The following is a 26,267-nucleotide window of genomic DNA, read 5'->3' as shown; positions in this document are numbered from 1 at the left end:
ATGGGAATATTAAAAAGCTGGCCCAGTTCTGTGGTCTTGATTTTCGCGGCGGCCCTTTCATGGTCACCTGGTCGCGCCCTTGGTGCGGATCAGCGGAGTGATGTTCTGCCTTACAAGGTGAATTTGGACCAAGCGGAGGCATTGGCAAATATTGCATTGAAAATGGTTGATGATGGGGCTTGGCTCGAAGGTGGGCTCGATGACGATGGGCGCTTCTATGGCTACTGGGCTTATGCTGTCCATGGTAATGGTCATTATGCCGAAGTGGCGGTGAATCCCTGGACAGGCGACGTATGGGACGTTTGGAAGTGCAAGAAGATTAAGAAGCCGGAATTGCAGGCTGCTCAGAAAACACTCAAGGAGATAAACTTTTCTGAAAGGGAAGATCTCCTGTATGCCAACCTGAGCATGCGGCGGCCTATATGTCTGAAAGATTGGTAATATGTATAAGATTGCATGAGATGTCAGCGCCAACGAAATCCGAGTGCGATAAATGACTATCGGTGATGCAGCCATGTATGGCCGGAGGTCGCGCGCATCATGGGTATCGTGGCTGCCAGGGGCGGACCAACAAAAAAGTGACGTGCATGTAAAAGACGCTTGACCTCACTTCGCAGCTCCATTATATATCGAAATATGAGATGCCGATTTGCGCCCGAAAGGCTGAACGCCTTGCCGGGTGCTTCGTTTTCGGGCCTGGGCGATTGAATGTGCCGCTGGCCTGAGTGGCTTTCTCTCATTCTCACAGCCTTCGAGAGGTGCGCCGCCGTGCCGATGCGCAAGACGCCGCCCATGCCGTCCCTTGTCCAGGGGGCGGGCCCTGAAACCTTATCCTCTCATCCCCCAACCGACATTCCGGTGTTGCCCGCCCCCACCTCCGTCCGCGCCACCCGCGCCCGCCTGGTGATCAGCGATGGTCGCCGGGCGGAGGTGGCGGACTTGGCCGGCAAAGGGGTTCCCCGCGGTGTCATCGCCCGCATGCTGGGCATCAGCCCACGCACGCTGCGCCGTCATTTCGGGCGGGAGCTAGAGATGGGCGCCGCCCGCGCCCACGCCCGCATCGTGGAAACCTTGTACGCCAAGGCGCTGGAAGGCCACGCCCCCTCGCTCATCTTCTGGTGCCGGGTGCGCCTGGGCTGGGGCGGCAAGCCGGGTGAAGTCGATGATGGTGGTCCGCTGGAAGGCGAGGGTGAGGGCTATTGCCCGTCCCCCCGTGCTGGTGGCGCCACGTCGCCGCCCATCGATCCCATGGCCTTGGAAAGCCTGAACGATGCCCAACTCGAAGCCCTTCTCCGCCGCCTGGAAGCGGCGGGTCTTGACCCGGGCCCTGACGGTGGTTCGGGCGGAAATTGAGCGGCGGGCGCACACCCGCTGGGCGCCCTTTCCCGGGCCGCAGACCCAGGCGCTAACCAGTGCTGCCGACTTTCTTTACTACGGTGGGGCCGCCGGCGGCGGCAAGACCGACCTGCTGCTGGGCGCCGCCCATACCCGCCACCGCCTGTCCATCATTTTTCGTCGCGAATTTCCCCAGCTGAAGGGCGTCACCGACCGGGCGCAGCAGCTGTTCCGTGGCCGGGGGCGTTGGTCCAAGTCCGATTGGACCTGGCGCCTGGATGACGGCCGGGTCATCGAGTTCGGCGCCGTGCAGCACGCCGATGATGTACATAAATACCAGGGCCGCCCCCACGACCTGATCGCCTTCGATGAACTGCCGCACTTCACCGAGGCGCAGTTCCGCTTCCTGGTGGGCTGGAACCGCCCGGGCCCGGGCGTGGACCCGGCCCAGCGATGCCGCGTCATCGGCGCCGGTAACCCGCCCACTGATGCCGAGGGCGCCTGGGTCATCCGCTTTTGGGCGCCCTGGCTGGACCCGACGTATCCCAATCCCGCCGCACCGGGCGAACTGCGCTGGTTCGTCACCGACGGTCAGGGCCAGGATCGTGAGGTCCCGGGACCAGAACCTGTGACCTTGGGTGATGGCGACGTGCTGACGCCGAAGTCCCGCACCTTCATCCCGGCGCGGGTGGAGGACAACCCGGTGATGATGCGGGCCGGCTATATCGCCACCCTGCAGTCTCTGCCGGAACCGCTGCGCAGTAAGATGCTGCGCGGCGACTTCGGCGCGGGGCAGGAGGATCATCCCTGGCAGGTCATCCCCACCGCCTGGGTGGAGGCCGCGATGGCCCGCTGGCAACCTTCTGGTGAGGCCACCCCGCCTTTGGTGGCGCTGGGCGTGGATGTGGCGCGGGGCGGGCGGGACCGAACCGTGCTGGCCGCCCGGCACGGGGTCTGGTTCGCCCCGCTGGACGTGGTGCCGGGCCGCGAAACACCCGATGGCGCCGCCGTTGTAGGCCTCGTCCTGCGGCGCCTGGCGGGTGCCACGGCCGTGGAGACGCCCGGCGGCGTCGCGGTGCAGGTGGACGCCATCGGCGTCGGCGCCTCCGTGCAGGATCTGGGCGTCCTACACGGCCTGCGCATGGTGGCGATGAATGCCGCGGCGGCCAGCGGCGCCCGCGACCGGGGCGGCCGCCTGGGCTTCGTCAACCGCCGCGCCGAATGGTATTGGAGCCTGCGCGAGGCGCTGGAGCCCGAATTGGGTGCCGACCTCGCCCTGCCACCGGATCGCGAACTGCTGGCCGATCTGGTGGCGCCGCGCTGGAAAATGACGGCGCGCGGCATCCAGATCGAGGCCAAGGACGACATCAAGGCCCGCATCGGCCGCAGCCCCGACAAGGGCGACGCCCTGGTGCTGGCCCACGCCCAACCCGCCGGCGACGGCACCGGCCTGCTGGCCGTCTACGCGGAGATGGCGGCGGGGCTTGTTCCCCCCGCCCCAGCAACCCACGCCCCGGCCTGAGGAAAGTCCCTATGCATCCCTGGATCACCGAATACCACCTGGCGCCGCCGGGCGGTGATGGACGGCGTGCGTCCATGGATGGCGATACCGGTGCCCGTCTGGGCGACCTGCCGCTGCTGGATCGGTCGCCGTCCGGCGTCTGGCGGCCCCGCGACCGTGCGGTGTTGGAAAGCACGCTGTCGCGTCACTACGGCGAGCCTGTGAACTTGGTCGGCCGCATGCCTGCGCTCGCGGCGGTCGCGAGAGCCTTGACCGAGGGCGACGTGGTCCGTGCCCACATCGCCCTGTTGCATGTCCGCCTACCACCGTTGCCGGAACGGGTGGTTGCTGTGAGCGCGAACGAGAATGGTTTGGCCAAGCAGGCAACCGCCAATTATCTGACCCAGCCCCGGATTCCCGCTGGTGCGCTGGATGCGAAGCCCGGGACCTGGACTTCCATCGGTGCCGGTGGAACAGCGGCCCTGGACGCCGCCCTGGCGGTGGCGCGGACGATAGCGGGCCGCGCCACGCTTGTGGGCGCCATCCTCATCCCCGGCAATATCGGCCAGACACGCAGCGGTCAGGTTCCAGGTACCGGCGTGGACTACGGCTACGCGGAAGGCCAATTGACTTTGACGGTCAAGGACGGCGACGGGCACACGCGCCTGATCTACGATGGCAGCGGTGATCTTAATGGACAATATCGAACCCCCGATGGTGTCCCGTTTGCACAGGCAGGCCCCGATGGTCTGGCGATGGCTCCGGGAGTTATCGCTGCGCTGGCGGGTGGCGACAGGGTTTTCTCGCAGAAGACGAAAACGCCTAACGAAGGAGAGCCTGGAACCTGGGCAATCAACCCTGGCAGCGGCCAGCAACGACTTTATGGCCCTGACGGCTATCCCATACTCGATATAGATTATGATCATGATCATTGGGGAGTGCCGCACGCTCATGACTGGCTGCCGATCCCTGGCAGCAAGCGAACGAAACGGCAGGATGGACGTAAGCTGAGGGACGACGACCCTAGGCCGCCGAAAGAAGAGACAGGGAAAGAATAAAAACTCTTTTCACGGGGGTAATGATGCGTAATTTGTCAGGTTTTCATGACGCGGAATTGATAGGTGTCGGTTGGGATCCGGTCGATGCGACCCTAATTCTTGAATTCATGCGCGAAGGGCGAAAAGAGAAGAAGGCGATAAGATTCTCTGGTGTTGTGGAGTTTCGTCTCGTTGACTTCATCAATCAGAATGTCGTGCACGATGTTAAGATTTTTTCCGGCCAGGACGAGGTGGCTGAGAATTTAACCCACTTCATCAAGTGGATGCTGACGTTGTCGGATGGTGCGGAGTTTTCCGAAACAGAAACAATCAATGATTACGTCAGTAAAATAAGAAAGAGCGAAATCCTGTTGTGCGTTCTCAATCCCTCCTGGGGTTGCGACGTGGTGGTGGCGGCGCGGGAATTCGAAGTTCTTTGATGGCAACGCATAGTATAGTCGGGCTCAGTTTCCAACATGTCGCCGCTCTCCATGCCCTGGATCAGGATTCCGTTCAGAATCTCATCGGCGCTGGGGGCCGGGATTGGGGCTTGAGTAGGGCGCAAGCCTTGGTCCAGGTGAAGGCGTGGGCAGCGGACGATCTGTTTTGATGCGATAAGGACGGAAAGAGGCGCCTTGGAAAGGGGACTGAGCAGATGCCATTCTTAGACGACGATGTTGTCCTGGCCTTCGACCCCCATTTCGGTGAGCGGCTCAACGCATTCGTTGGACTGCATCCTGTTTGGCTATGTCAATCACCCGCGAACAGGGAAGCCGCCGAGCGGCTGTGGGCCAAGGGTGGTCATGCTCACCAGGTCACGGTCTTCACCAGGGCGGATAAGACGTCACTGGAGAACGCGTTCATCTCCCTTCTGGATACGATTGACCAGCATCATCCCATGTGGCGCCGATTGAGTGTATTTGGGTGCCAGGCGACCCCTGCGATCAGGGAGGCTCTCGCTGGCTATGGTGGGAGCGCTTTTGAAGAGATGCCGGGCGGGTTTGCTGTCGATCGCGGTGCCCTTGCCCTTGGCTAAGCAGCTGGTGGAGCCGGCGCGCGCCTCAAGCGTCGTTCATTAACCACGCCCTATCCTTCCACCTCAGGTCAAACACTCCGCTGCGAAAATGCTACGGCGTAATTCCGCTTGCCCGCCTCCATCACGAAAGACGAAACTCATGTCAAGCAACCGCGACAGCAAGGGGCGCGCGGTAGCGCCGGGGATTCTTGCCCGCGCCAGCCGCGCCCTGGGGGCGGCCGTCTCCTACACGGTGACAGGTGACGCCTCCTCCTGGTTCGGGCCCTTGGACCCGTTGCCGCCTTCGGCGCCAGAGGTGGCGGGGCGGCAGTTCGACTTCCCCTCTGGCTACAACCTGCTGCAACGGCCCAAGGCCTATGAGGGCACGCGGTTCGAGGCGCTGCGGGCGCTCGCCGACAGCTGGGACCTGCTGCGCCTGCTTATCGAAACCCGCAAGGATCAGATGGCGGGCCTGACCTGGACCATCCGGGTGCGTGGGGCGGCGCCAACCACCAACGCCGCCGACGCGCGGCCCGACGCCCGCATCGCGGCGCTGACCGCCTTTCTGCGCCGGCCGGACGGTGTGCATTCCTGGTCGCGCTGGCTGCGCCTGCTGCTGGAGGATCTGCTGGTCATCGACGCGCCCACGCTCTATGTGGCGCGCACCCTGGGCGGCCGGGCGCGGGCGCTGCAGGTCATGGACGGCGCCACCATCAAGCGGGTGATCGACCCCTTCGGCCGCACCCCCCTGCCGCCGGCGGTGGCGTATCAGCAAGAGCTGAAGGGCTTACCGGCGGTGGACTACACCACCGACGATTTGATCTACGCCCCGCGCAACCCGCGGCCGCACCGTGTCTATGGGCTGAGCCCGGTGGAGCAGATCGAGACCACGGTCAACATCGCGCTGCGCCGGCAGATATGGCAGCTGCAATATTACACCGAAGGCAACATCCCCGAGGCGCTGATCGGCGTGCCCGATGCCTGGACGCCCGACCAGATCCGCCAGTTCCAGACCTATTGGGACGCGCTGCATGAGGGGGACACCGCCAGCCGCCGCCACGCCAAATTCGTGCCCGGCGGCGTCGCCCGCACCTTCATCCCCATCAAGGAACCGGAGTTGAAGGGTGTGTTTGACGAGTGGCTGGCGCGGGTGGCGTGCTTCGCCTTCTCCGTCAGTCCACAGGCCTTCGTGGCGCAGATGAACCGCGCCACCGCCCAGACCGCCCACGACGCTGCGCACGAGGAGGGGCTGGGGCCCACCATGTTGTGGGTCAAGGAACTGATCGACGACGTGCTGGACCGCGAGTTCGATGCCGCCGACCTGGAATTCGCCTGGAACGACACCCGCGAGGTCGATCCGGTCAAGGCCGCCACCATCGCCAATATCCATGTGCGCGCCGGCATCAAGACCCTGAACGAGGTGCGGGCGGACATCGGCTATCCCCCCGTGCCCGGCGGCGACCGGCCGCTGATCTACACCGGTGGCGGGGCCGTGCCGTTGGAGCAGGCGACGCAAGGCCTGCCAGGGCAGGAGCCCGACGTGCGCCCTGAACCCACTTCCGACCCCAACCCCGCCCCCACTGGCCCTGAAGAGGAGACCTGACGCCATGCGCTTGTTCGGCAATTTCACCAAGGTGGAGGAGGGGGCCGACGGCACCCTGATGGTGGAAGGCATCGCCACCACCGAAACCGTGGACGGCGACGGCGAGGTGGTTGAGGCCGATGCCGTCAAGGCGGCCTTGCCCGACTTCCTACGCTTGGGCTCGGGGCCCCTGCGCGAGATGCATCAGCCCCTGGCCGCCGGCCGGGTGGACGCGGCCGCGGTGGGCGCCGACCGCCGCACCCGCATCACCGCTACGGTAGTGGACCCTGTGGCCATCCGCAAGGTCAAGGCCGGCGTCTACAAGGGCTTTTCCATCGGCGGCAAGGTCGTCGCCCGTGACCCGGACGACCGCAACACCATCACCGCCCTGCGCCTGACGGAAATCAGCCTGGTGGACCGCCCGGCCAACCCCGATGCCGTCATCACCCTGGTCAAGCTGGAGGATACCGACATGACCGATACCGACGCGTCGTCCAAGAAGACGGACGGCGGCGGGGACTGTGATGCCCTGGCCGACTGCACAGCGCTGGCCACCATCCTGAAGGCGCTGAGCGCCGCCGTGGCCGGCTTGTCGGCCGAGGACATGAAAGAGCTGCTCTCCGCCCTGGAGGCCGCCAACACCGATGAGGCGCCGGACGATGATGCCGACGCGGAGGAGGATGAAGCGCCGGACGACAAGACCGCCGCCCTGGGGATCGGCGATCTGCGCAAGGCCCTGGACCGTGCCCGGGCTGATCGCGCCGGCCTGCTGCGTCAGCGCGACGCCCTGGCCGCGCGTGTTAAGGCGCTGGAGGCGCAGCCCCGTGCCGAAGACTATGTGCTGAAAGCCGCCGTGGCCGGCACCGCCGCGACCAAGACCACCCTGGACGATCCGGCCACCGCGCTGGATGCCATCAAGAAGGCGCAGCGCCACCCGGCGCACATGACGCCGGCCTTCTAAACCCTTCCTTCCGACCTGATCCCTTCCCGGCTGTTCGCCCGCCCCGTCACCTGACGGCGGCGTGGGCTGCCGCATGCCTTTTTCACCCTGTTGGAGACATCGATGACCGGCATTCCCACCGCCGTCCCCCCCACCGTCACCGGGGACACCTTGGCGGCCTTCAAGGCTGCGCAGGGCCAGCGCCTGGCTGGCGACGACCTCGCCAAGTCCACCTTCACCCAGTCCGGCAGCCCCACCTCGGGCCTGACCTTCTATGACCTGGAACCCGGGGCCAAGCTGCTCTATCCGGTGCTGACGCCGCTGCGCAACAGCATTCCCCGTGTCTCCGGCCGGGGCGGCATCCAGGCCAACTGGAAGGCCATCACCGGCGTCAACACCACCGGCGTGCGCGCCGGCGTGTCCGGCGGCAACCGCGGCGGCGTCATCGCCGTCCGCACCCAGGACATGAACGCCGTCTATCGGGGCCTGGGCCTGGAAGCCAGCGTGGACTTCGAGGCGGACTATGCCGCCGAAGGCCTGGACGATGTGCGGGCGCTGGCGGTGCAGAACCTGCTGGAAAGCCTGATGATCCAGGAAGAACAGATGATCCTGGGCGGCAACGCCTCGGTGGCGCTGGGCACCACCGCCACCCCCGTGGTCACGGCGTCCAACAGCGGCGGCGCGCTGGCGGCCGGCACCTGGTCCGTCATCGCCGTGGGCCTGACGCTGGAGGGCTATCTCAACGGCTCGGTCACCGGCGGCATCCAGGGCCAGATGACCCGTACCAACGCCGATGGTTCCAGCGACCAGTTCGGCGGCGGTGCCGCCAAGCCGTCCACCGCCGCCACCGGCACCACCACCGGTTCGGCCGGCAGCCTGGCGGCCACCGTGGCGCCGCTGGCGGGTGCCGTCGCCTATGCCTGGTTCTGGGGTGCCGCCGGGGCGGAGAAGCTGGGCGCCATCACCACCATCAATTCTGTCGTCATCACCGACCTGGCGGTGGGCACCCAAACGGCCGCCAGTCTGGGTGGCGGTGACAACAGCCAGAACAGCCTGTCCTTCGACGGCCTGCTGTACCAGGCGTTCAAGGGCGGCTCCAACGCCTATGTCCAGGTCATGCCCACGGGCACGGCCGGTACCGGCACTCCGCTGACCGCCGACGGCGCCGGCGGCATCGTGGAGATCGAGACGGCGCTGAAAGCCTTCTGGGACAACTACCGCCTGTCGCCCCAGGAAATCTGGGTCAGCAGCCAGGAGGCGCAGACCATCAGCCGCAAGATCCTGACCGGCAACGCCAACTCCGCCCAGCGCTTCGTCTTCAACACCGACCAGGCCCTGCTGGGCGGCGGTGTCATGGTGCGCACCTACCTCAACCGCTACAGCATGGTGGGCGGCCAGACGCTGGACATCAAGGTGCATCCCAACATGCCGGCGGGCACCATCCTGTTCCGCACCACGCGCCTGCCCTATCCCCTGGCCAACGTCACCAACGTGACGCAGATGCGCATGCGGCGCGACTACTACCAGATCGAATGGCCGCTGCGCACCCGGCGGTACGAGTACGGCGTCTACTGCGACGGCGTGCTGCAGAACTACTTCCCGCCGGCTTTCGGCGTCATCACCAATATCGCCAACGGCTGACGCGGGCCGGGCGGGGCTGGCCTGTCCCATGCCCCGCCTCTTCGGAGGTTGCTGCCCATGGACGACACCACGCCGCTCACTCCTCCACCCCTGGCCGACGTGGCCACGGTCAAGGCGTGGTTCAGCCCACCCTTGACCAGCACGGCGGATGACGCCCTGCTGACGCGCTTGATCCAGGCGGAAAGCGGCTTCATTCGCGCTTGGCTGGGCCGGGACCCGTCATTGGCCACCTACACCCAAACCCTGGATGGCACGGGTAACGCCGTGCTGCCGCTGCCCTACTATCCCGTGATGGATGTGATGGCGGTGGCGGTGGACGGCACGCCCGTGCCCACCCAGGCGGCGGATCAGCCCCTGGCCTACGGCTACGCCCACGATGGCCTGTCTCTGGTGCTGACCGGCGGCGTATTTCCCAAAGGCCGCCGCCGGGTGACTGTCACCTGGACGGCCGGTTACGACCCCCTGCCGGCCATCCTGGAACAGGCGTGCGTGGAACTGGTGGCCCTGCGATATCGCGAGCGCGACCGCGTTGGCCTGGTTTCCAAGGCCCATGGCGGGGAGACCACCAGCTACCTGCAAAAGGAAATGCCGGACAGCCTGGCGGCCGCCTTGGCACCCTATCGCCGGGTGGCGCCGCTGTGAGCGGCGGCGTCGATGTCGTCGGTCTTGTCCAACTGCAAGACCGCCTGACGGCCCTTCCGACGGTGATTGGCGCCGCGCTGGCCGAGGTGATGGGGATTCAGGCGCAAGCCTTGGCCAACGCCGCTGGTGCCCGCCTGGACAGTCAGGTCAAGGGCGGGTCTGGCACGCTCAGCCGGGCCCTCATTCCCACGCTGACGGTCAACGGCCTGGCGGCGACGGCGGGGGTGACGGTGGACGACTCCTCGCCTGCCGCCGCCTATGCGGCCTTCCAGGAATACGGCTTTCACGGCACGGAATCTGTTCGGGCGCATCTGCGCACCATCACCCAAGCCTTCGGCCGGTCCATCGCCCCGGTCAGCGTCCCGGTCCAGGCTTATGACCGGCGCGTCGACTATGCCGGCCATCCCTTCCTGACATCTGCCCTGGCCGACAACGCCGACCGCATCCGCGCCGCCTTGGCCGACGCCATCGGCACGGCCGCCGCCAATCAGCTCAATTCTTGAAACCAGGACCCATCATGGCCCGTGAGGACATCCATGCCGCCCTGTTCGCCCGGCTGACAGCGGCGGCGCCCTTCGCCACCGCCAGCCGCCGCGTGCGGCTGTGGAACGACCTGTCACCGGCACAGCAGCCCGCCCTGTTCCTGATGAGCCGGGGGGAGGAGGTGACGCGCCGCGACACTCTCCCGGCCCACCGCGTGCTGCGGGTGGACATTCTGCTCTACGCCCAGGCGCCGGACGACGACACCGCCGGCGCCGTTGTGCTGAACCCCCTGCTGGACGCGGTGGAGGCCGCCCTCCGGCCTCCGCCCGGCCAGGACAAGCAGACCCTGGGCGGGCTGGTCTACGACTGCTGGATCGAGGGCCAGGTGACCACGGATGAGGGGGCCTTGGGCTCCCAGGCCGTGGCCATCGTGCCGTTGCACCTGCTCATTCCCTAATCGTTATCAAGGATGCTTGCCATGACCGATGTCGATGCGGCGGCCGATACGGCCGCCGCCGCTGAACCCTTGCCCGTTTCCGTTCCGGCCCCCTGTGACTGGCCGGAACGGCTGGAACGGGCGGTGGCCGCCTGGCTGGCGGAGGAAATCCACAACTCGCCCGTGGCGCGGGTGACCGACGCCTACAACCACCTTGTCACCACCCTGGATGGGCTGAAGGCCCGCATCCTGCAGGAGATCTGATCCATGCCCCAATATTCCTTCGGCGCCGGTTCCCTGTTCGGCACGCCCATCGGTGTGGCGAACGCGACCCCCATTCAGTTCGGCACCCTTCAGTCCGTCTCCGTCGATATCGACTTCACGCTCAAGGAGCTGTACGGCCAGAACCAGTTCCCCGTGTCCGTTGCCCGCGGCCAGGCCAAAATCCAGGGCAAGGCCAAGACCGGCCAGATCCAGGGCGCCCTGTTCAACAGCCTGTTCTTCGGCGGCAGCCAGTCCACGGGGCAGCAGCTGGTGGCCCTGAATGAAGCGGCCAGCGTGCCGGCCACCAACCCCTACACCGTCACGGTGGCCAACAGCACCGGCTTCCAGGCCGACCAGGGCGTGGTGTTCGCCGCCACCGGCGTGCCGCTGGCCAAGGTGGCCAGCGCGCCGACGACCGGCCAGTACAGCCAGTCGGGCGGCACCTACACCTTTGCTGCCGCCGACACCGGCGCCGGCCTGCTGATCAGCTACAGCTACACCAGCGCCACCGGCGGCACCGTCACCACGATCAGCAACCAGCTGCAGGGTGTCGCCCCGACCTTCTCCTGCGTGCTGACCACGCCCTTCGGTGGCCAGAACTTTGTGCTCAGCCTGAACGCCTGCACCTCCAGCAAGCTGCAGCTGGCGACCAAGCAGGGCGACTATATGCAGCCGGAGCTGGACTTCATGGCCTTCGCCGATCCCTCGGGCACGGTGGGCAAGCTCAGCGTCCAGGGTTAAGACCATGGGCGCCAACGTGGTGATCGGGGGCACGGACTATCCCGTGCCGCCCATGAACTTCGCCGCCCTCAAGGCGGCGTGGGCCGACATCAAGGGGCTACCCCTGCTGACCGACCCGGTGGACCAGGCATCCGCCGGCATCCGCATCGTGGCGGCCGCCCTGAAAAGTACCGCGCCCGACCTGACGGCTGAGGCCATTGAGCAGAAACTGGCCGCCACCGAGTTCCCGGCCCTGGTGTCGGCGGTGGTGGGCATCCTGCGCGAGTCGGGACTGATTCCGACGGGGGAGCCGATACCGCAGGCGGGATCGTCGACGACATCGACGACCTGACTGCGGAGCTGGTGGCGTCAGGCTGTGGCGCCTGGGACGAGGTGGAGCGGCAGTTCACCCTACCGCGCTACCAGGCGCTGTGGCGCTATTGGCGCCACCATCCGCCGGTTCACCTGATGGTGGCGGCCTATCTGGGCATCAAATCTGGAGGGCCGCCACCAGCTGATGAAATGGGGCTGGCGGACTTGTTGGCGATGTTCGGCGAGGGGAATATCGGCTGAAAGTTGTGGAAGTTGTTGCTATTTTGTTCGGTTTGTTGAATATTGCCACTTCGGCAACAGGGGGCGAAAATGAATAAGAAGTATCTGACAGGTGCGGCGGCGGCTGTTGTGTTCATGGCGGGCGCGGGGGCCTATTTTCTCTATGGCAAGCATTTCCCAAATGAGCCGACGGGTTTTGATGGCATCGCGTTTGGAAGCCCTCTCGCGGACCACATTCAACGCCTGGGATTGGAGAAGAAGGATAACTCCAACTCGCCAGAGGGAAAAGTCGGCATAACTTCGTATGAGCCGAATAATGAGAAACTCCCTGTTGACGGGCGCGGCGATGACGTTCGCTTGCTTGCATATAAAGGGAATTTCGTAGGTATGTACTTGTCACGCTCGAATTGCGGCAATTTGCTCGATGTATATATGAATAAATATGGCAAGCCAATGAAGGAATCTGTGAAGGAAGGGTATCATTCCTATTTTTGGTCAGGCTCTATATCAAAAATAAAGATTACAACTAATGGTTCGTGGTGCGAATCCACAATAAGATATGTACCGGCTTTGGAGGAATTGATGAAAATGCGGAACAATTAATAAAAATAGACGATGTTTAATCATCTTAAATTTCCTGACATGAATAATATTGTCTTAAATAGATTTTGATATCCACTAGAACGAAAGAATGCCATACCCCGCATGGGGTGGCGTTTTTGCGGGGATGCCATGGCCGATAAAGTGACTGTCCAAATTGACGGCGACGCTAGTGGGCTGGCCAAGGCGGCCACCCAGGGCGGTCAGGCCATGGATCAGGCCACCGATGCCGCTGTCACACTACAGAACAACGTCCAGGCCCTTAAGGAGGTCGCCTCCCGCCTGTCCGCCAATATGGCGGAAACGTCCCGGCAGCTATCCGCGGCATCCTCGGCCTTGACGGAGGCCACCGCCCAGGCGAGCGCACACGCCGAGGCTAGCCGCAAGGATGCCGAGGCACAGGAGAAGACGGAAGGCAGTTTCAAGAAGGTCGCGGGTGCCTTCAAGGACCTGGGTGGCGCGTCCCTGTCCATGGGCAAGGAAATCCGGGATGGGACCAATCCCTTGCTGGCCATTGTCGAGCAAGCGCCTGCGGTGGTTGGTGCTCTGGCGGAATTCGGACCGGTGGGGGTTGCTGTCAGCCTCGGGCTGACGGCGCTGGGGACCGCCGCCTATGTGGTGATCGGTGACTTCGTTGAGCTCAAGCAGTTGTCGAAGGACATCTCCGGCCACCTGACGGCGGTGGGCCTGGGCGCCACCGGTTCGGCGGAACAGGTTGAGGCCTGGATTAATTCTTTGCATGAGGATTTTGGCCTTTCTCAAAAGGACGCCGCGGCCGTCGTGGATGCCATCCGGTCCATCGGTGTGGCGTCGGTGGAAGAGAAGGACAAGCTGCAGGGCTATACCGGTATGCTGGCGAGCCTGGCGCCGGCTTTGGGTGGGGCGGACAAGGTCGCCCAGGCGCTTGCCGGCGCCTATAAGGGCGGGGCGGATGCCATTCTGGAGCTGGACAAGGCCCTGAACTTCCTGACGGTCAGCGATCAACAGGCGCTGCGCGCCGCCAAGCAGAACAACGATCTGCTGGCCGAGCGCGCGATACTGATGCACGCCCTTAGCCAGAGATACGACCCCCTGGTCCAAGCGGAACACGATCTGGCAGAGGCGATACGTAAGCGAGAGGCTCTTGGGAGGGGCTTTTTCGAGGAGGACAACGGCTGGAGCGGCCTTTCTCAGGAGCGTCATCAGGCAGACCAGGATGTCGAAGTCGCCAGAAACCGTGTCGACTCGTTAAAGAAAACCCCTGGTCCGGACCAGAAGGCTAAGGAGGCCGATGGAAGGGCGGCGGAGGCGGAGCGGGCACGGGCCGCCGAAGTGGCGCGCATTGCGGCTGAGGAAAAGGCGCAGGCCGACGCGGCCGCCCGCGCTCGTCAAGCTCAGGAAGAGGCCGCCACCACGGAGCGGCGCCGGCGGGCTCGTGAGGCGCTGGGCGACCAATTGGCAAACATCCGCGATGGCGTGGCCGCCACCCGCGAAGGCTCAGTTGAGCGGGAAGCAGCGTTGGCTGGGGAGTTGGATTTCGTCAAGGCCAACTATGGCGCGCGGTCAGCCGAGGCACGACGGGTCGAAAAGGAGATTACCGCCGCCCGTAAGGCAACTTTGGATGAGGAGACAGCGGACCTGCGCAAACAACTGCAGGACAGCCTCCGGAACATGGATGACCACAATAACATTCTCGCCAAGCTTTCGGCAAAAGAACAAGAGCGTTACGGCAAAGGTTCCGATGCTTTAAGGAAAGCTCAGGAGACGGACCTGGCCACCGTGCGCAAATACCTCGACGACAAGGCGAAAGAGGACATTGACCAGAGTAACGAGGATTGGCAGCGATACGCGAAGGATCAGGAGCAGAAACGCCAGCTCCAGAATATGTCCCTGGCGGAAGTTGCCACCGCCAAGCGAGCCGAGGTCAAGGCGCAGAATGACGCTACAGTGGCCATTCTCGAAGGTTACAGGCAGCAGGCGTTGGCTGCAGCCGCCGCATCCGGGGAAGAAGCCAGCGTCGCGAAGGACTACGACGAGAAGATAGCAAAGATCAGGCGGGCCGCTGAACAGCAGGATCGTGACATCACGCACCAACTGGAGCATGACAAGCAGAAGGAATACCAGCAGACGGTCAGCGGCATCACCAAATCCATGGGCACCATGGTGCAGGGGCTGGTCACCGGCACCAAGACGGTGCGCCAGGCGGTCAGCGACATGGCGAAATCCGCCCTGTCTGAACTGGTGGGCATGGCCGAGAAGCAGGCCAACGCCTGGATCATGAGCAACCTGATCAGGCAGGATTCCGACCAGGACACGGCCACCAAGGCCATGGCGCAGTCGGTGGAGACCGCGACCGCCCAGATTAAAGATGCGGCGGCCACCGGCGCCGCCAATGCCTACGCCTCCGCCAGCGCCGGGCCGGCGTGGTGGGTCGCGCCGGCTATTTCCGCCGCTGTGCAACTGGCGATCTCCGGCCTGACCAGCAGCCTGTCCAGTGCTGCCGGCGGCTGGGGGCGGGTGCCGGCCGATGGCATGCTGACGGAGTTGCACAAGGACGAGATGGTGCTGCCGGCCAGCATCGCCTCGCCCCTCCGGTCGGCGCTGGCGGCCCAGACACTGCCCAACCTGGCCGTGCCGGCCTACGCCGCCGCCAACCTGAACCTGCCGGGCCGCGGTGTCGCCAACACGAATGCTGTTTCCGGCACCGGTGGTGGCGCCAATGTGACCTTCACTGTCCAGGCCATGGACAGCCGCGACGTGGCCAGCTTCTTCAATCGCCATGGCGACAAGCTGGTATCGGCGCTGCGTGGGCAAAAGCGAAATTTTTCCTTCTAATACTGCGCCAGAGCCATGGTCGGCGGTATCAGCGAGGGGAGGTAGTCAGGTGCGATATAGGATGACCGTGGTGGGGTTGAGCTTGGCCGCATTGGCCGGGTGTGGTTCACCTCCGCCCCCACCACCATTTACGCTACCCCCTCCGCCAAGGGCGGACGCGGTTGTCTCCCTCGCGCCCCCGCGCCAGGCTCCGACCGGCTTGCAGCTGCGGGATGCGCAGATGGTCTATGCCGAGCCTGAGGAGATCAAGCCCCAGGACGCCCAGTTGTCGGAGGTCCGTCGTCATCAAGGGTTGATCCGGTCGGGTCAAGAGATGATGGCCTGTATGGACGTGCCGGCGGCACGTTGCCTAGCAAGTTTGGCGACGGTTGCGCGTGTCCGAATGTTCCCCCGACCGGAGCAAACCCTGTTTGGGGACACCCCGCCTGACTTGACGGGGCGGCCGGGTTTGGCATCGTCGATTGAGATGGACGTTCTCACCAACGGTTTCTCAACGCACAGTGGACCCGCCAAGGGCACAAATTATGGAGTTTCCCTCGTTGTCGATGGGGGGGCAGAACGGAATGTCCAAAGTATAAGAATCATGATGATTGACGCTCAGGTGCGGCTGTTTGGGGCGAGGACGGAAGAGGAATTCGATCGTTATCAGATTTATGACCTTTTTCGGTTGATTTTTGCTCGAGCCTGTCCTGGCCTTGATCGCAAAAAGCTTTATGAGTTTTTATACTTGGATGCATTTGATTCGTATAATGTAGGTTCTAGTACAAATCGCTCTGCAGATCATGTCCATGGGGGTTTTTGCGGATATGAGGTGCACAAAGAAGTTGATGTGCGCAAAATAAAAATGAACCGGGAGGAAAGATATTGGGCCGAGAAACACCGACGTCCACTTTCTGAGGTCGATGAGTATATAGTAATAAAACGAGCGGGGAATAAGTAAATGAGAATAAAGAAAGTTATTTTCATAATAACTTTGTTGATTTCGGCTGCCTTTTTCGCGCCAGCTCGGTCGGAACAATCCTCCGCTATAATGCAGCCCTCCGGTTCTGGAGATGTTCTTGCCGAATCAGCCTTAACTAGAGACCCGCAAAGGCTTGCTCTGCTCCAGCATCAAGACGCAATACGCACTGGCAGGGAACGGCCAGGTTGTATAAATTTGCCAGCTGTACAATGCATAGCCAGTCTTGGCACGACGATGTTTATAGATTTGACATTTACGCGATCGCAAGGCCAGTCCCTCTTAGGCGATGATCCTGTCGCCCGCGGTACCAGAATACGGCCTAAGACCACCATTTACATAAATGCGTCTGTGAACGACAGACCATATCTTGATACTTTTGGTGTTACGCTGGCTACGGATGATTCCGAATATAGATACGTTGATAGTGTCATTATTGATCTTAGAAATCTTACGACCTTTCTTAAAGGCGTTAGCTCTCCAGATCAAATTGGAAATTATCGCTTGTATAGGATATTTTATCCAGTCTTCATAACGGCGTGCCCAAATTTGTCAGATATCGAATTTAATAAGTTCGTATACTACAATATACTTAAGAATTATGCTAATTATGGCGCTTCGCAAAAGATATGCGGGGCAAGCATTAAATTTGAGGATGATAAATTTGTAATAAATGAAGATTATTAGGCAGAATATATAAAACGTCGAAATAACGGCGCAGGGTTTTATATATAGGAAACTGGCGGTCATTTATAAACAAATACATTTGTAAAATAGAGAAGATCTGTACAGAGACGGTTATCCCCTGACAGTCGCCACTTCGGGTGAGGTCATCAGGCGGCGGGTTTGAGGTTGGCTTCGGGCGCCTCGTTCTGTGGTTTGGGGATGCCGTCGCGGAAGGCCTGGAGGGGTGTTGTGCCCTTCATGCCGCGTCCCTGGTGGGGCCGCTTGGTATTGTAGATGATCAGGTACTGGTCGAGCACGACCTGCATCTTGCTGCTCCGCGCTGCCCTTCGGGTCTTCGATGGTGTCGAACCAGGTGCGGCGGCCTTCGACGCGGAAGTGCTCGTCGAGCAGCGTGCGGTGCAGTCGCTCGACAATGCCGTTGGATTGCCGGCGTTTGACTTGGTCCGCTTGTGCTCGATGCGTTCCAACTGGAGGAACAGTTCATAGGGGTGCTGATCCTCGCGGCCACAGAACTCTCGGCCGTTGTCGTTCAGCACAGCCTCGACGGTGGCGCCTTCGGCCTCGAAGGTGGGCAGCACGTCGTCGTTCAGGGTCTGGACGGCGATCAACGGCAATTTGTTGGCGTAGAGCCTGGCCCAGGTATGACGGCTGTGGCAGTCGATGGCGGTCTGCAGGTAGACCTTGCCCACACCCTTGAGGACGCCGACGAAGAAGGTGTCCACGGCCACCAGGGCGCCGGTGTGGGGCGCCTCGATGTGCCGTTCCCGGAACTCCGGGCTGAAGCGTTCCAGCAGGCGGATTTGCTCGTCCTACAGGGTCAGCTTGCGCTCCGCCGTGCTCTTCTCAAGGTGCAGCAAGCGGTCGTGCTTGGTCAGCAGGTTGTGGCGCTGCCACACGCCACGCACGCCGCCGGATGATACCTGGATGTTCCGCATCGCCAGTTCCTGGGCGACCCGCAGGGGGCCGTGGCAGGGATGGGCCAGGGCATGGTCCAGCACCGCCGTTTCCACCTCCGCCGACACGCGGTTGGGATGGGGGCCGCGCGGGCCGGGCGGACGGTCGATCAGGCCGTCGGCGCCAAAGGTCTGGTAGTTCCGGCGGATCTCATAAAATTACTGTCGGCTGTAGCCCATTACCTTGCAGGCCTTGCTGACGTTGCCGAGGTCGGACGCAAGTTCAAGCAGGCTCTGCTTACGGCGTTCTACCTTCTGTGCCGTAGGTCATGTCGCTCTCCGGTTCCTGGGGTGATGTTGCTCGCAACTCCATCAAACCCACCAGAGGTGGCATGGCCACACCGGCCCCCGCGGGGGGCCGGTGTGGCCGGAACTGTCAGGTCATTACTCTCTCAGCACAGAAAATCATTCCGAACCTGGCAATTCAGGTTTCTGCGAGCGATCTAAGATCGAAAATATTGAACGAGGCTGTGCCATGACCGCGATCTATCCGACCCTGGCGGGCCTGGGCTATTCCGTCACCAAGAAACCGACGCTTTCCACCAAGATTGCCACAGCGGCGTCTGGCCGTGAGACCCGCATGGCCATGTGGTCGGCGCCCCTCTGGGAATTCCAGCTCAGCTATGACTTCTTGCGGGACACGGCGGCGGCCAACGAGCTGAAGCAGCTGCTGGGCTTCTATTTGCAGATGCAGGGCGCATTCATGCCGTTCCTGTTCCAGGATCCGGATGACGGCCAAGCAACGGCTCAGACCATCGCCGTGGGGGACGGTGCCGCCGCCAGCTTCACCCTGGTCCGCACCTTCGGCGGCTATGTCGAGCCCGTGGGCGGCGTCATCGGCGGCGTGACGGTCTATGTCAACGGCGCCCGCCAGACCTCCGGCTACAGCGTCGCCGGCAACGTCCTGACCTTCGCCAGCGCACCCGGCGCCGGCACGGTTATCTCCGCCGACTTCCAATACGCGTTCCTGTGCCGCTTCAAGGATGACGGCCTGGAGTTCGAGAAGTTCGCCGCCCAGCTGTGGCAGGCGAAGCAGGTCAACCTGATCAGCGTGAGGGCCTGACGCCATGCGCTCCACCGACACCGCCTTCATCCAATGGCTGCGCACCACGCCCAACCTGTGGTCGGCTGACCTGTTCACCGTCACCCTGACGGCCCAGGTCGGCAACCCCAGCGCCCCCACCGGCACGGTCTGGCGCTGGACCAGCACCGACCGGGCCGTCAGCTACGGCAGCAACACCTGGCTGGCCACCGGCCCCCGCATCGCCCGGACCACCTGGTCGGCCAAGGCCCAGCTGGAGGTGCCGCAGATGGAGATCACCATCGACAGCGCCGCCAGTGAGCTGCTGGGCGACGTGCCGGTCAACGCCTTCGTCAACAACGGCGGCTTCGACGGCGCCCGCATCCGGCTGGAGCGGGCGCTGATGCCCAGCGCCAGCACCGCCGCCTTCGGCACCATCCTGCTGTTCGAGGGCCGTGTGTCCACCGCCCAAGCCGGCCGGGCGCGTGCGACGCTGACGGTTAAGGGCGACCTGGTGCTGCTGGACCAGCAGATGCCGCGCAACCTCTACCAGGCCAACTGTCTGCACACCCTGTACGACAGCGGCTGCTCCCTGCTGCGCTCCCGCTATAGCTGGAGCAACAGCGTGGGCCAGGGGTCGATTGTCGGCACCATCGTGCCAGCGACGCCGCTTTCCGCCCTGGCCCCCGACGGGGTCGGTGCTGCGGTCGATCCCCAGGGCTTCGTCCAGGGCGCCATCAGCTTCACCGGTGGCCTCAACGCCGGGGTGGTGCGGGCCATCAAGGTGGTCAGCGGCGGCAACATGGGGCTGGCCTATCCCCTGCCGCATGCGCCGGCCGTGGGCGATCCGTTCACCATCACCTATGGCTGCGACCATACCGCCACCACCTGCAAGGCCCGGTTCAACAACCTGGCCAACCTTCGCGCCTTCCCCTACATCCCGGCCGCCGAAACCGCAGCCTGATCCCATTTCCCGGAGATGACCATGATCGACGACGCAAGCCGCGTCGCTGGGGAGGTGGCCGCGCGCGCTTCGGTCGCGGGGGAGGCCCTGACCTGGGTGGGCACGCCCTATCACCAACTGGCCGACATGAAGGGGGCGGGTGTCGATTGCTCCATGCTGCTGGTCCGCGTGTTCGTGGACACGGGCGTGCTGCCACCCTTCGATCCGCGCCCCTATCCGCCCGACTGGCATCTGCACCGCTCGGACGAGCGCTATGTCGATTGGACCGGGCGCTTCGGCCGGCCCTTCGATCCGGCGGTGCGACTGCCCCAGGCGGGCGACGTGGTGCTGGCCCGCTTCGGCCGGTGCTTCAGCCACGGCGCCATCATGACGGGACGCTTCGAGCTGGTCCACGCCTATGCCCGTGACGGCCGCTGCGTGGTGGGCGACCTGCGCCAACTGCCTTTCCTCGACCGTCCCCTGATCTTCTACAGCCTGTGGGGTTGATGCCATGTCCGGCTTATTCGGCGGCGGCAAGACCAATGCCGACACCAAACCCAGTTACACCGGGCTGCAGGTGCAGACCAGCGCCGCCGGCCTACCCATTCCCCTGCTGTGGGGCACCCAGCGCGCCGCCCCCAACCTGTTCTGGTACAACGACTTCACCTCCAAGGCCGTGGCCAGCGACACTGGCGGCGGCAAGGGCGGCGGGGCGCAGTCCACCACCCAGGTCTACAGCTGCGCCGTGGCCATGGGCCTGTGCGAGGGCGTGGTCAACACCATCGGCCGCGTGTGGGCGGACAAGACCGACACCAGCCTCGCCAAGCTGAACCTGACCCTGTTCACCGGCGCCGCCGACCAGGCGCCCTTCGCCTCGCTGTACACCAATCATACGGACCAGGCGCTGTCCTACCCGCATACCGCCTATGTGGCCTCACCCTCCTATGACCTGGGCAGCAGCGCCAGCCTGCCCAACCATAATTTCGAAGTGCAGTCGAATGCCGTGCCCCGCACCGGCCCCAGCGCCTTCGACGCCAACCCCGCCGACATCCTGGTCGATTTCCTGACTAATGAGCGCTATGGCGTGGGCCTGCCCGCCGACCGCATCGGTGACCTCGGCGCCTGGCGCAGCTATTGCGCCGCCGCCGGCCTGCTGATGTCACCCTTGCTGGCGCAGCAGGAGGCCGCCAGTGACGTCGTCAACCGCTGGGCCCAGCTGACCAACACCCTGATCTATTGGTCCGGCGACCAGGTGCGGGCGCTGCCCCTGGGCGACCAGCCGCTGACCGGCAACGGTGTCACCTTCACGCCCGACCTGACGCCCGTCTATGACCTGACCGATGACGACTTCATCGCCGGTACGGGCGATGACCCGGTGACGCTCAGCCGCACCGACCCGGCCGACGCCACCAACACCGCCAAGCTGGAGTTCAAGGACCGCGCCAACTCCTACCAGACGGCCACGGCGGAGGTGCGCGACCTGGCGGCCATCGACGCCTATGGCCTGCGCACTGGTGACCCCGTGCAGGCCCATGAGATCTGCGATGCCACCACCGCGTCTGCCATCGCCACCCTGATTCTTCAGCGCCAGCTCTACGTCCGCAACACCTACCAGTTCAAGCTGGCTTGGACCTTCGCCCTGCTGGAGCCGGGCGACATCGTCACCCTGACCGACACCGCCCTGGGCCTGGCCAAGTTCCCCGTCCGCATCATCCAGATCGATGAGGATGAGGAGGGCCTGTTGACCTTCACGGTGGAGGAGCTGCCGGCCGGCATCGGCACGGCCACGCTGTACCCCACGCCGGTGACCAGCAACACGCCGCTGAACACTGGCGTCGATCCCGGCGACCTGGCCGACCCGGTGATCTTCGAACCATCGCCTGGCCTATCCGGCGGCGTGCAGCAGGTGTGGATCGGTGCCTGTGGCCTGTCGCCCAACTGGGGTGGCTGCTCCGTCTGGGTGTCGGTCGACGACCTGACCTATCAGCGGGTGGGCCAGATCACGGCGCCGGCGCGGCTGGGCACCCTGGGCCAGGCCCTGACGGCGGGGGCGGCGGATGCCTACATCAGCCTGGCCACCAATCGCCTGAAGCTGGCGGGTGGCAGCGCCGACGATGCCGCCGCCGGGCGCACGCTCAGCCTGGTGGGGGCGGAGATGCTTGCCTACGGCCCGGCCACGCTGACCGGTAGTGCCGCCTACCATCTCTGTGACCTGAACCGTGGCCTTTATGGCACCGTAGCCGTTGACTACCCGGCCGGCACGCCCTTCCTGCGGCTGGACGAGGCCGTGTTCAAGTATGACCTGCCCGCCGCCTACATCGGCCAGACGCTGTACATCAAGCTGACCAGCTTCAACATCTTCCAGGCGGCGGAGCGCAGCCTGGCGGAGGCGAATGCGTATCTCTACAACCCGGTTGGCGCGGTGGGCGTGCTGCCGGCCCCCACGGGCCTGACCCTGGCGGTGGAGAACGCCTTCCTGGCCGACGGCACGGTGCAGCTGGGCATCCGCGCCCGTTGGACGCCGGCCAATGCCGGCATGGCGACCGACACCGTGCTGCGCTGGGGCGTGGCGGTTAGTGGCGGCGTCACCGACTGGCAGCAGGTCAAGGTGCCGGCCGGATCGACCGACACCCTGCTGATGCCCGTGACCCAGGCGGTGACCTACACGGTGCAGGCGGCCAGCAGCATCGGCACCGACGTGCGCTCCACCTGGGGGCCCGCCGTCAGCATCGCGGTGGGCGGTGTGCTGGGCGGCGCCAGCGTCACCCACCTGGAGCTGTACGGCCAGGGCCTGGATACCGAGTTCGTGGGCCGGGACATCCATCTGGTGTGGCAGGGCAACTTCCCCGCCACCAGCGCCAGCCTGGGCAACCAGCCCTATGGCGCCGGCTCCGGCTACGTGAACCCCTACTTCCAGGCCTACGCCGTCACGGTCATAGAACCGGACAGCGGTGCCGTGCTGCGCGCCGACCTGGTGACCACGGAGGAGTACTTCTACCTCTTCGACAGCATGAACGCGAAGGACGCCGGCGGCCCGCACCGCCGCCTGACCTTCAGCGTCACCATCCGCGACAAGCTGGGCGGGGAGAGCAAGGCCGCCACCCTCACGGTCAACAACCCCGTGCCGGCGCAGGTGCAGCTGACGGCACTCCCCACCACGGCCGGCACCCTGTTCGGTTTCATCGCCCCCACGGGTGCGGACGCGCTGGACTTCGCCGGGGTCAATGTCTGGGTGGGGGCCACCGCGACCGTTGATACCAGCGGGGCACCGGCGGCCAGCGGCAGCACCGCGCCCTTAATGGTGGCCGGCCTGACGGCGGGGCAGACCTATTACGCCGTGTGCCAGACCTTCGACACTTTCGGCACGGCCGGTTGCCCCATCAGCGCGCCTTTGCAGTTCCTGGTGCCCTATGTGACATCGGCCCAGATCGCCGCCAACACCATCGGCAAGGACAAGCTGGTGACGGACCTGGTGAACACGCTGGGCCTGGTCACCGGCGGTACCGACGTGGCCGGCAGCGTCGCGGCCCAGGTGGCGGCCGAGGCGGCGGTCCGCGCCCAGGCCATCCAGCTGGAAGCAGCCACGCGGGCGCAGTCCATCCTGGACAGCGCCAGCCAGTTGCAGGCGCACATCGACACCGTCAGCCAGGCGCAGCAGACCACCGCCAACAGCCTGGCGACCACCACCACTACCCTGACGGCGGCGATCAACGGCAACGGCGCCGCCATCCAGGCGGAGCAGACCGCCCGGGCCAGCGGCGACAGCGCCAACGCCCAGTCCATCACCACCCTGGCCAGCGAGGTGCACAACCCCACCACCGGCCTGGCGGCGGCCTTCTCCGCCATCAGCAACGAGGCCAGCACCCGCGCCACCGCCGACAGCGCCAACGCCAGTGCGACCAGCGCCCTGGCCGCCCAGGTGAACGACAGCAGCACCGGCTTGGCGAAGACGCGCGCGGACCTGGCGGCGGAGCAGACCACCCGGGCCAACGCCGATAGCGCCTTGTCGACGTCGCTCGCCAGCCTGACGGCCTATGTCGGACCCAACCCCAACCTGTGTCCCGACATCGGGAGTTGGACGCTGGGCGTCATGGCGGCTGTGACGGAGGCCGTTGCGGGCTTGATCGGCTACTTGGCCAACCCATCGGGGGTGGTGGCCGCCAGCAGCCCACCCATGCCCAGCACGCCTGGCGCGACTTACACCATCACCGGCGACAGCCACATGATCCTGAACGCGGGCGGGGCTGGCCAAGTCTACTTTGACCTGGTTTTCAAGGATGCGGCCGGTAACGTCCTGCTGGACGGTCCGCAAAAACCCATCGGCACCAGCCATGGCCTGGGCGCGCCCGGCACGCGGCCGGCCCATGCCGTCACCGCCACGGCGCCCACCGGCACCACCCAGATGGTGGCCCGGTTCGTGGCCGAAGGCCTGAGCAACTGCACGTCCATCGCCTTCCGGCAGGTGAAGGTGGAAAGCGGCGCCGTCGCCACGGTCTACACCCAGGAAGGCCAGGCCCTGGCCACGTCTGCCGCCATCCAGACGGAGCAGACGGCCCGGGCGAATGCCGACAACGCCCTGTCGGCCTCCATCAGCAGCCTGTCGGCCCAGGTGAATGACAGCGCCACCGGCCTGCCCAAGACCCGGGCGGACCTTCAAAGCGAGATGACGGCCCGGGCCAATGGAGACAGCGCCAACGCCACCTCCATCACCAGCCTGTCCACGACGGTGAACGGCAACACCGCGTCGATCACCACCCTGCAGTCCAGTGTCAACGGTCTGAACGCCCAATGGGTGCTCAAGACCGACATCAACGGCTATGTGGCCGGGATCGGGCTGGCCAACAGCGGCAGCAGCAGCACCTTTATCATCCGCGCGGACACCCTGGCCCTGGTGCCACCCAACAGCACCACGACGCAGTCTCCATTCTTCGTCACCTCCGGCGGCCAGGTGGTGATCAACAACGCCTTCATCCAGAACCTGTCGGCCAACGTCCTGACCAGCGGCACTATTGGAGCTGGCATCGTCTACGCCGGGACCATCGGCGTGGGGCAACTGACGAGTGGAAATATCGTCAGCAAGGACATCAGGGTCTGGGCCGGATCGGGCGGCTACATTGATCTGCACGGCAACCTGGGTGGCGGCCCATCCATCAATGTCAGTGCCAACGGCAGCACTGACCGCGTGCAGATCGGCTACCGTGGCGGCGATTACGGCATCTGGAGCTGGGACCAGAACGGGCGGGAGCTGTTCAACAGCAACGACCTGGGCGTCGGCGTGGCCAGCGGCACGGCATCGGTGTCTGCCTATCAGGATGGTTCCAGCATCACGATGGCAAACAAGGGCGCGTGGACCACCATCACCACCGTTCCCGCTTTCCAGGTGCGCGGCAACCCGTGTGACATCAAGGTGAGTTTCAGTGCCACGCCGGGCACGGCGGGTGCGGCCAGCAGTCCGAAGATCCAGGTTGTGCGCAGCAACACGCGCACCGGTGATACCGCCACGGTTGGCGCCACGCTGACCAGCGCACCCTATCAGTGGGTGTTCACCATGGACGCGTTCAGCGACCCCAGCCTGGATACCTATACCTACACCCTGCAGGGCTGGCGACCCGCCGACACGAGCGCCGACGGCGTGACCACCACCTACGCCGGAACCCAGTATTGGAACGTCTATGTGCAAGTGAGGTGGTTCCGATGACCGACGCCCCGGCACCGGCCGACGCGGCCGTGCATCTCTATGTCGACTACGATCCCGCCACTGGCCGCATCCTGGCCCTGCACCACCGCAACCCGTACAGCCTGCTGGTGGAGGGGGTGGGTCCCGATGGTATCGGCCGGCTGAAGATCGCCGACGGTGAGGCCGAGGGCATCTGGTCCTGCCGGGTGGTGGACGGCGCGCTGGCGCCCCGGGAGGAGGCCGACCTGGCGGCGGCAGCCTGGGCCCGCGCTGTGGCGGAACTGCGAGACCAGCGCGACCTGATGCTGTCCGCCAGCGACATCCGGGTGCTGCCCGACCGCTGGGCCGCCATGACCGACGCGCAGCGCGCGGCCTGGACAGCCTATCGCCAGGCGCTGCGCGACCTGCCCGCGAACACCACCGACCCCACCGTGCCGGCGTGGCCGGTGCCCCCCAGCTGAGGCCG

The 26,267-nt window shown here is 64.6% G+C and carries 24 protein-coding genes and 1 pseudogene; 24 read left to right on the top strand and 1 reads right to left on the bottom strand.

The window, feature by feature from the left end; all coding sequences use genetic code 11:
- The 19 genes from FBZ87_RS01620 (at position 1) to FBZ87_RS01530 (ending at position 16,502) form a co-directional block, all read left to right on the top strand.
- On the top strand, positions 1 to 441 hold the full coding sequence (locus FBZ87_RS01620; RefSeq protein WP_145608639.1) for a PepSY domain-containing protein: 441 nt from the start codon (positions 1 to 3) through the stop codon (positions 439 to 441).
- A gap of 351 nt (positions 442 to 792) precedes the next feature.
- Entirely contained in the window at positions 793 to 1,353 is a 561-nt protein-coding gene (locus FBZ87_RS01615; protein WP_145608637.1) for a helix-turn-helix domain-containing protein, read from the top strand.
- Positions 1,271 to 2,857 carry a terminase family protein gene (locus FBZ87_RS01610; protein ID WP_145608635.1) on the top strand — a complete coding sequence of 529 codons (1,587 nt, stop codon included), beginning with the start codon at positions 1,271 to 1,273 and terminating at the stop codon, positions 2,855 to 2,857. The genes FBZ87_RS01615 and FBZ87_RS01610 overlap by 83 nt, the downstream gene beginning before the upstream one ends.
- 11 nt (positions 2,858 to 2,868) lie before the next feature.
- Positions 2,869 to 3,894, top strand: coding sequence for a hypothetical protein (locus FBZ87_RS01605; protein WP_145608633.1), 1,026 nt, complete (start codon positions 2,869 to 2,871; stop codon positions 3,892 to 3,894).
- A 20-nt stretch (positions 3,895 to 3,914) separates the two neighbouring features.
- Complete coding sequence (locus FBZ87_RS01600) at positions 3,915 to 4,313, top strand: hypothetical protein (RefSeq protein ID WP_145608632.1); 399 nt, start codon at positions 3,915 to 3,917, stop codon at positions 4,311 to 4,313.
- 215 nt (positions 4,314 to 4,528) lie between these two features.
- The gene (locus tag FBZ87_RS01595) at positions 4,529 to 4,909 is read left to right on the top strand and encodes a hypothetical protein (RefSeq protein WP_145608630.1); all 381 of its coding nucleotides are present in this window, start codon (positions 4,529 to 4,531) and stop codon (positions 4,907 to 4,909) included.
- A 139-nt stretch (positions 4,910 to 5,048) separates the two neighbouring features.
- Positions 5,049 to 6,491 (top strand): phage portal protein, encoded by a 1,443-nt coding sequence (locus FBZ87_RS01590; protein ID WP_145608628.1) that lies wholly within the window; start codon positions 5,049 to 5,051, stop codon positions 6,489 to 6,491.
- Positions 6,492 to 6,495: 4 nt separating this feature from the next.
- Entirely contained in the window at positions 6,496 to 7,431 is a 936-nt protein-coding gene (locus tag FBZ87_RS01585; RefSeq protein ID WP_145608626.1) for an HK97 family phage prohead protease, read from the top strand.
- Positions 7,432 to 7,533: 102 nt separating this feature from the next.
- Positions 7,534 to 9,051, top strand: a complete 1,518-nt coding sequence (locus tag FBZ87_RS01580) for a hypothetical protein (protein WP_145608625.1) — start codon at positions 7,534 to 7,536, stop codon at positions 9,049 to 9,051.
- Between the two features lie 57 nt (positions 9,052 to 9,108).
- The gene (locus FBZ87_RS01575) at positions 9,109 to 9,693 is read left to right on the top strand and encodes a hypothetical protein (RefSeq protein ID WP_145608623.1); all 585 of its coding nucleotides are present in this window, start codon (positions 9,109 to 9,111) and stop codon (positions 9,691 to 9,693) included.
- Entirely contained in the window at positions 9,690 to 10,196 is a 507-nt protein-coding gene (locus FBZ87_RS01570) for a hypothetical protein (RefSeq protein WP_145608621.1), read from the top strand. The genes FBZ87_RS01575 and FBZ87_RS01570 overlap by 4 nt, the downstream gene beginning before the upstream one ends.
- Before the next feature lie 14 nt (positions 10,197 to 10,210).
- On the top strand, positions 10,211 to 10,633 hold the full coding sequence (locus tag FBZ87_RS01565) for a hypothetical protein (protein ID WP_145608619.1): 423 nt from the start codon (positions 10,211 to 10,213) through the stop codon (positions 10,631 to 10,633).
- A gap of 21 nt (positions 10,634 to 10,654) precedes the next feature.
- A complete protein-coding gene (locus tag FBZ87_RS01560) occupies positions 10,655 to 10,876 on the top strand; it encodes a hypothetical protein (protein ID WP_145608617.1) in 222 nt (73 codons plus the stop codon).
- Positions 10,877 to 10,879: 3 nt separating this feature from the next.
- On the top strand, positions 10,880 to 11,617 hold the full coding sequence (locus tag FBZ87_RS01555) for a hypothetical protein (RefSeq protein ID WP_145608615.1): 738 nt from the start codon (positions 10,880 to 10,882) through the stop codon (positions 11,615 to 11,617).
- A gap of 4 nt (positions 11,618 to 11,621) precedes the next feature.
- Entirely contained in the window at positions 11,622 to 11,948 is a 327-nt protein-coding gene (locus FBZ87_RS01550; RefSeq protein WP_145608613.1) for a hypothetical protein, read from the top strand.
- An 11-nt stretch (positions 11,949 to 11,959) separates the two neighbouring features.
- Positions 11,960 to 12,169: a hypothetical protein gene (locus FBZ87_RS01545; protein ID WP_145608611.1), complete on the top strand. Its 210-nt coding sequence runs from the start codon at positions 11,960 to 11,962 to the stop codon at positions 12,167 to 12,169.
- Positions 12,170 to 12,238: 69 nt separating this feature from the next.
- The gene (locus FBZ87_RS01540) at positions 12,239 to 12,751 is read left to right on the top strand and encodes a hypothetical protein (protein WP_145608609.1); all 513 of its coding nucleotides are present in this window, start codon (positions 12,239 to 12,241) and stop codon (positions 12,749 to 12,751) included.
- A 129-nt stretch (positions 12,752 to 12,880) separates the two neighbouring features.
- A complete protein-coding gene (locus FBZ87_RS01535) occupies positions 12,881 to 15,562 on the top strand; it encodes a hypothetical protein (RefSeq protein ID WP_145608607.1) in 2,682 nt (893 codons plus the stop codon).
- A gap of 220 nt (positions 15,563 to 15,782) precedes the next feature.
- Positions 15,783 to 16,502, top strand: a complete 720-nt coding sequence (locus tag FBZ87_RS01530; RefSeq protein WP_145608604.1) for a hypothetical protein — start codon at positions 15,783 to 15,785, stop codon at positions 16,500 to 16,502.
- 851 nt (positions 16,503 to 17,353) lie between these two features.
- On the opposite strand, the pseudogene FBZ87_RS01525 reads toward FBZ87_RS01530, so the two are convergent.
- Positions 17,354 to 18,391 (bottom strand): annotated as a pseudogene (locus FBZ87_RS01525) (integrase core domain-containing protein).
- A gap of 244 nt (positions 18,392 to 18,635) precedes the next feature.
- On the opposite strand from FBZ87_RS01525, the gene FBZ87_RS01520 reads away from it, so the two are divergent.
- The 5 genes from FBZ87_RS01520 to FBZ87_RS29455 are packed head-to-tail and all read left to right on the top strand — an operon-like array spanning position 18,636 to position 26,262.
- Positions 18,636 to 19,223, top strand: coding sequence for a DUF2460 domain-containing protein (locus tag FBZ87_RS01520; RefSeq protein ID WP_145608602.1), 588 nt, complete (start codon positions 18,636 to 18,638; stop codon positions 19,221 to 19,223).
- A 4-nt stretch (positions 19,224 to 19,227) separates the two neighbouring features.
- Entirely contained in the window at positions 19,228 to 20,145 is a 918-nt protein-coding gene (locus tag FBZ87_RS01515) for a DUF2163 domain-containing protein (protein WP_145608600.1), read from the top strand.
- Positions 20,146 to 20,166: 21 nt separating this feature from the next.
- A complete protein-coding gene (locus FBZ87_RS01510; protein WP_145608598.1) occupies positions 20,167 to 20,631 on the top strand; it encodes a C40 family peptidase in 465 nt (154 codons plus the stop codon).
- Between the two features lie 4 nt (positions 20,632 to 20,635).
- Positions 20,636 to 25,822, top strand: a complete 5,187-nt coding sequence (locus tag FBZ87_RS01505; RefSeq protein ID WP_145608597.1) for a phage tail protein — start codon at positions 20,636 to 20,638, stop codon at positions 25,820 to 25,822.
- Positions 25,819 to 26,262, top strand: a complete 444-nt coding sequence (locus FBZ87_RS29455) for a phage tail assembly chaperone (RefSeq protein ID WP_211106810.1) — start codon at positions 25,819 to 25,821, stop codon at positions 26,260 to 26,262. Before FBZ87_RS01505 ends, FBZ87_RS29455 begins: the two co-directional genes overlap by 4 nt.
- The last annotated feature ends 5 nt before the right edge of the window (positions 26,263 to 26,267 follow it).

This window comes from Nitrospirillum amazonense (assembly GCF_007828035.1).
GTDB lineage: Bacteria > Pseudomonadota > Alphaproteobacteria > Azospirillales > Azospirillaceae > Nitrospirillum > Nitrospirillum amazonense.
Note: the sequence above shows the minus strand (reverse complement) of the source record. Positions and strands in the feature narration are given on the sequence as shown.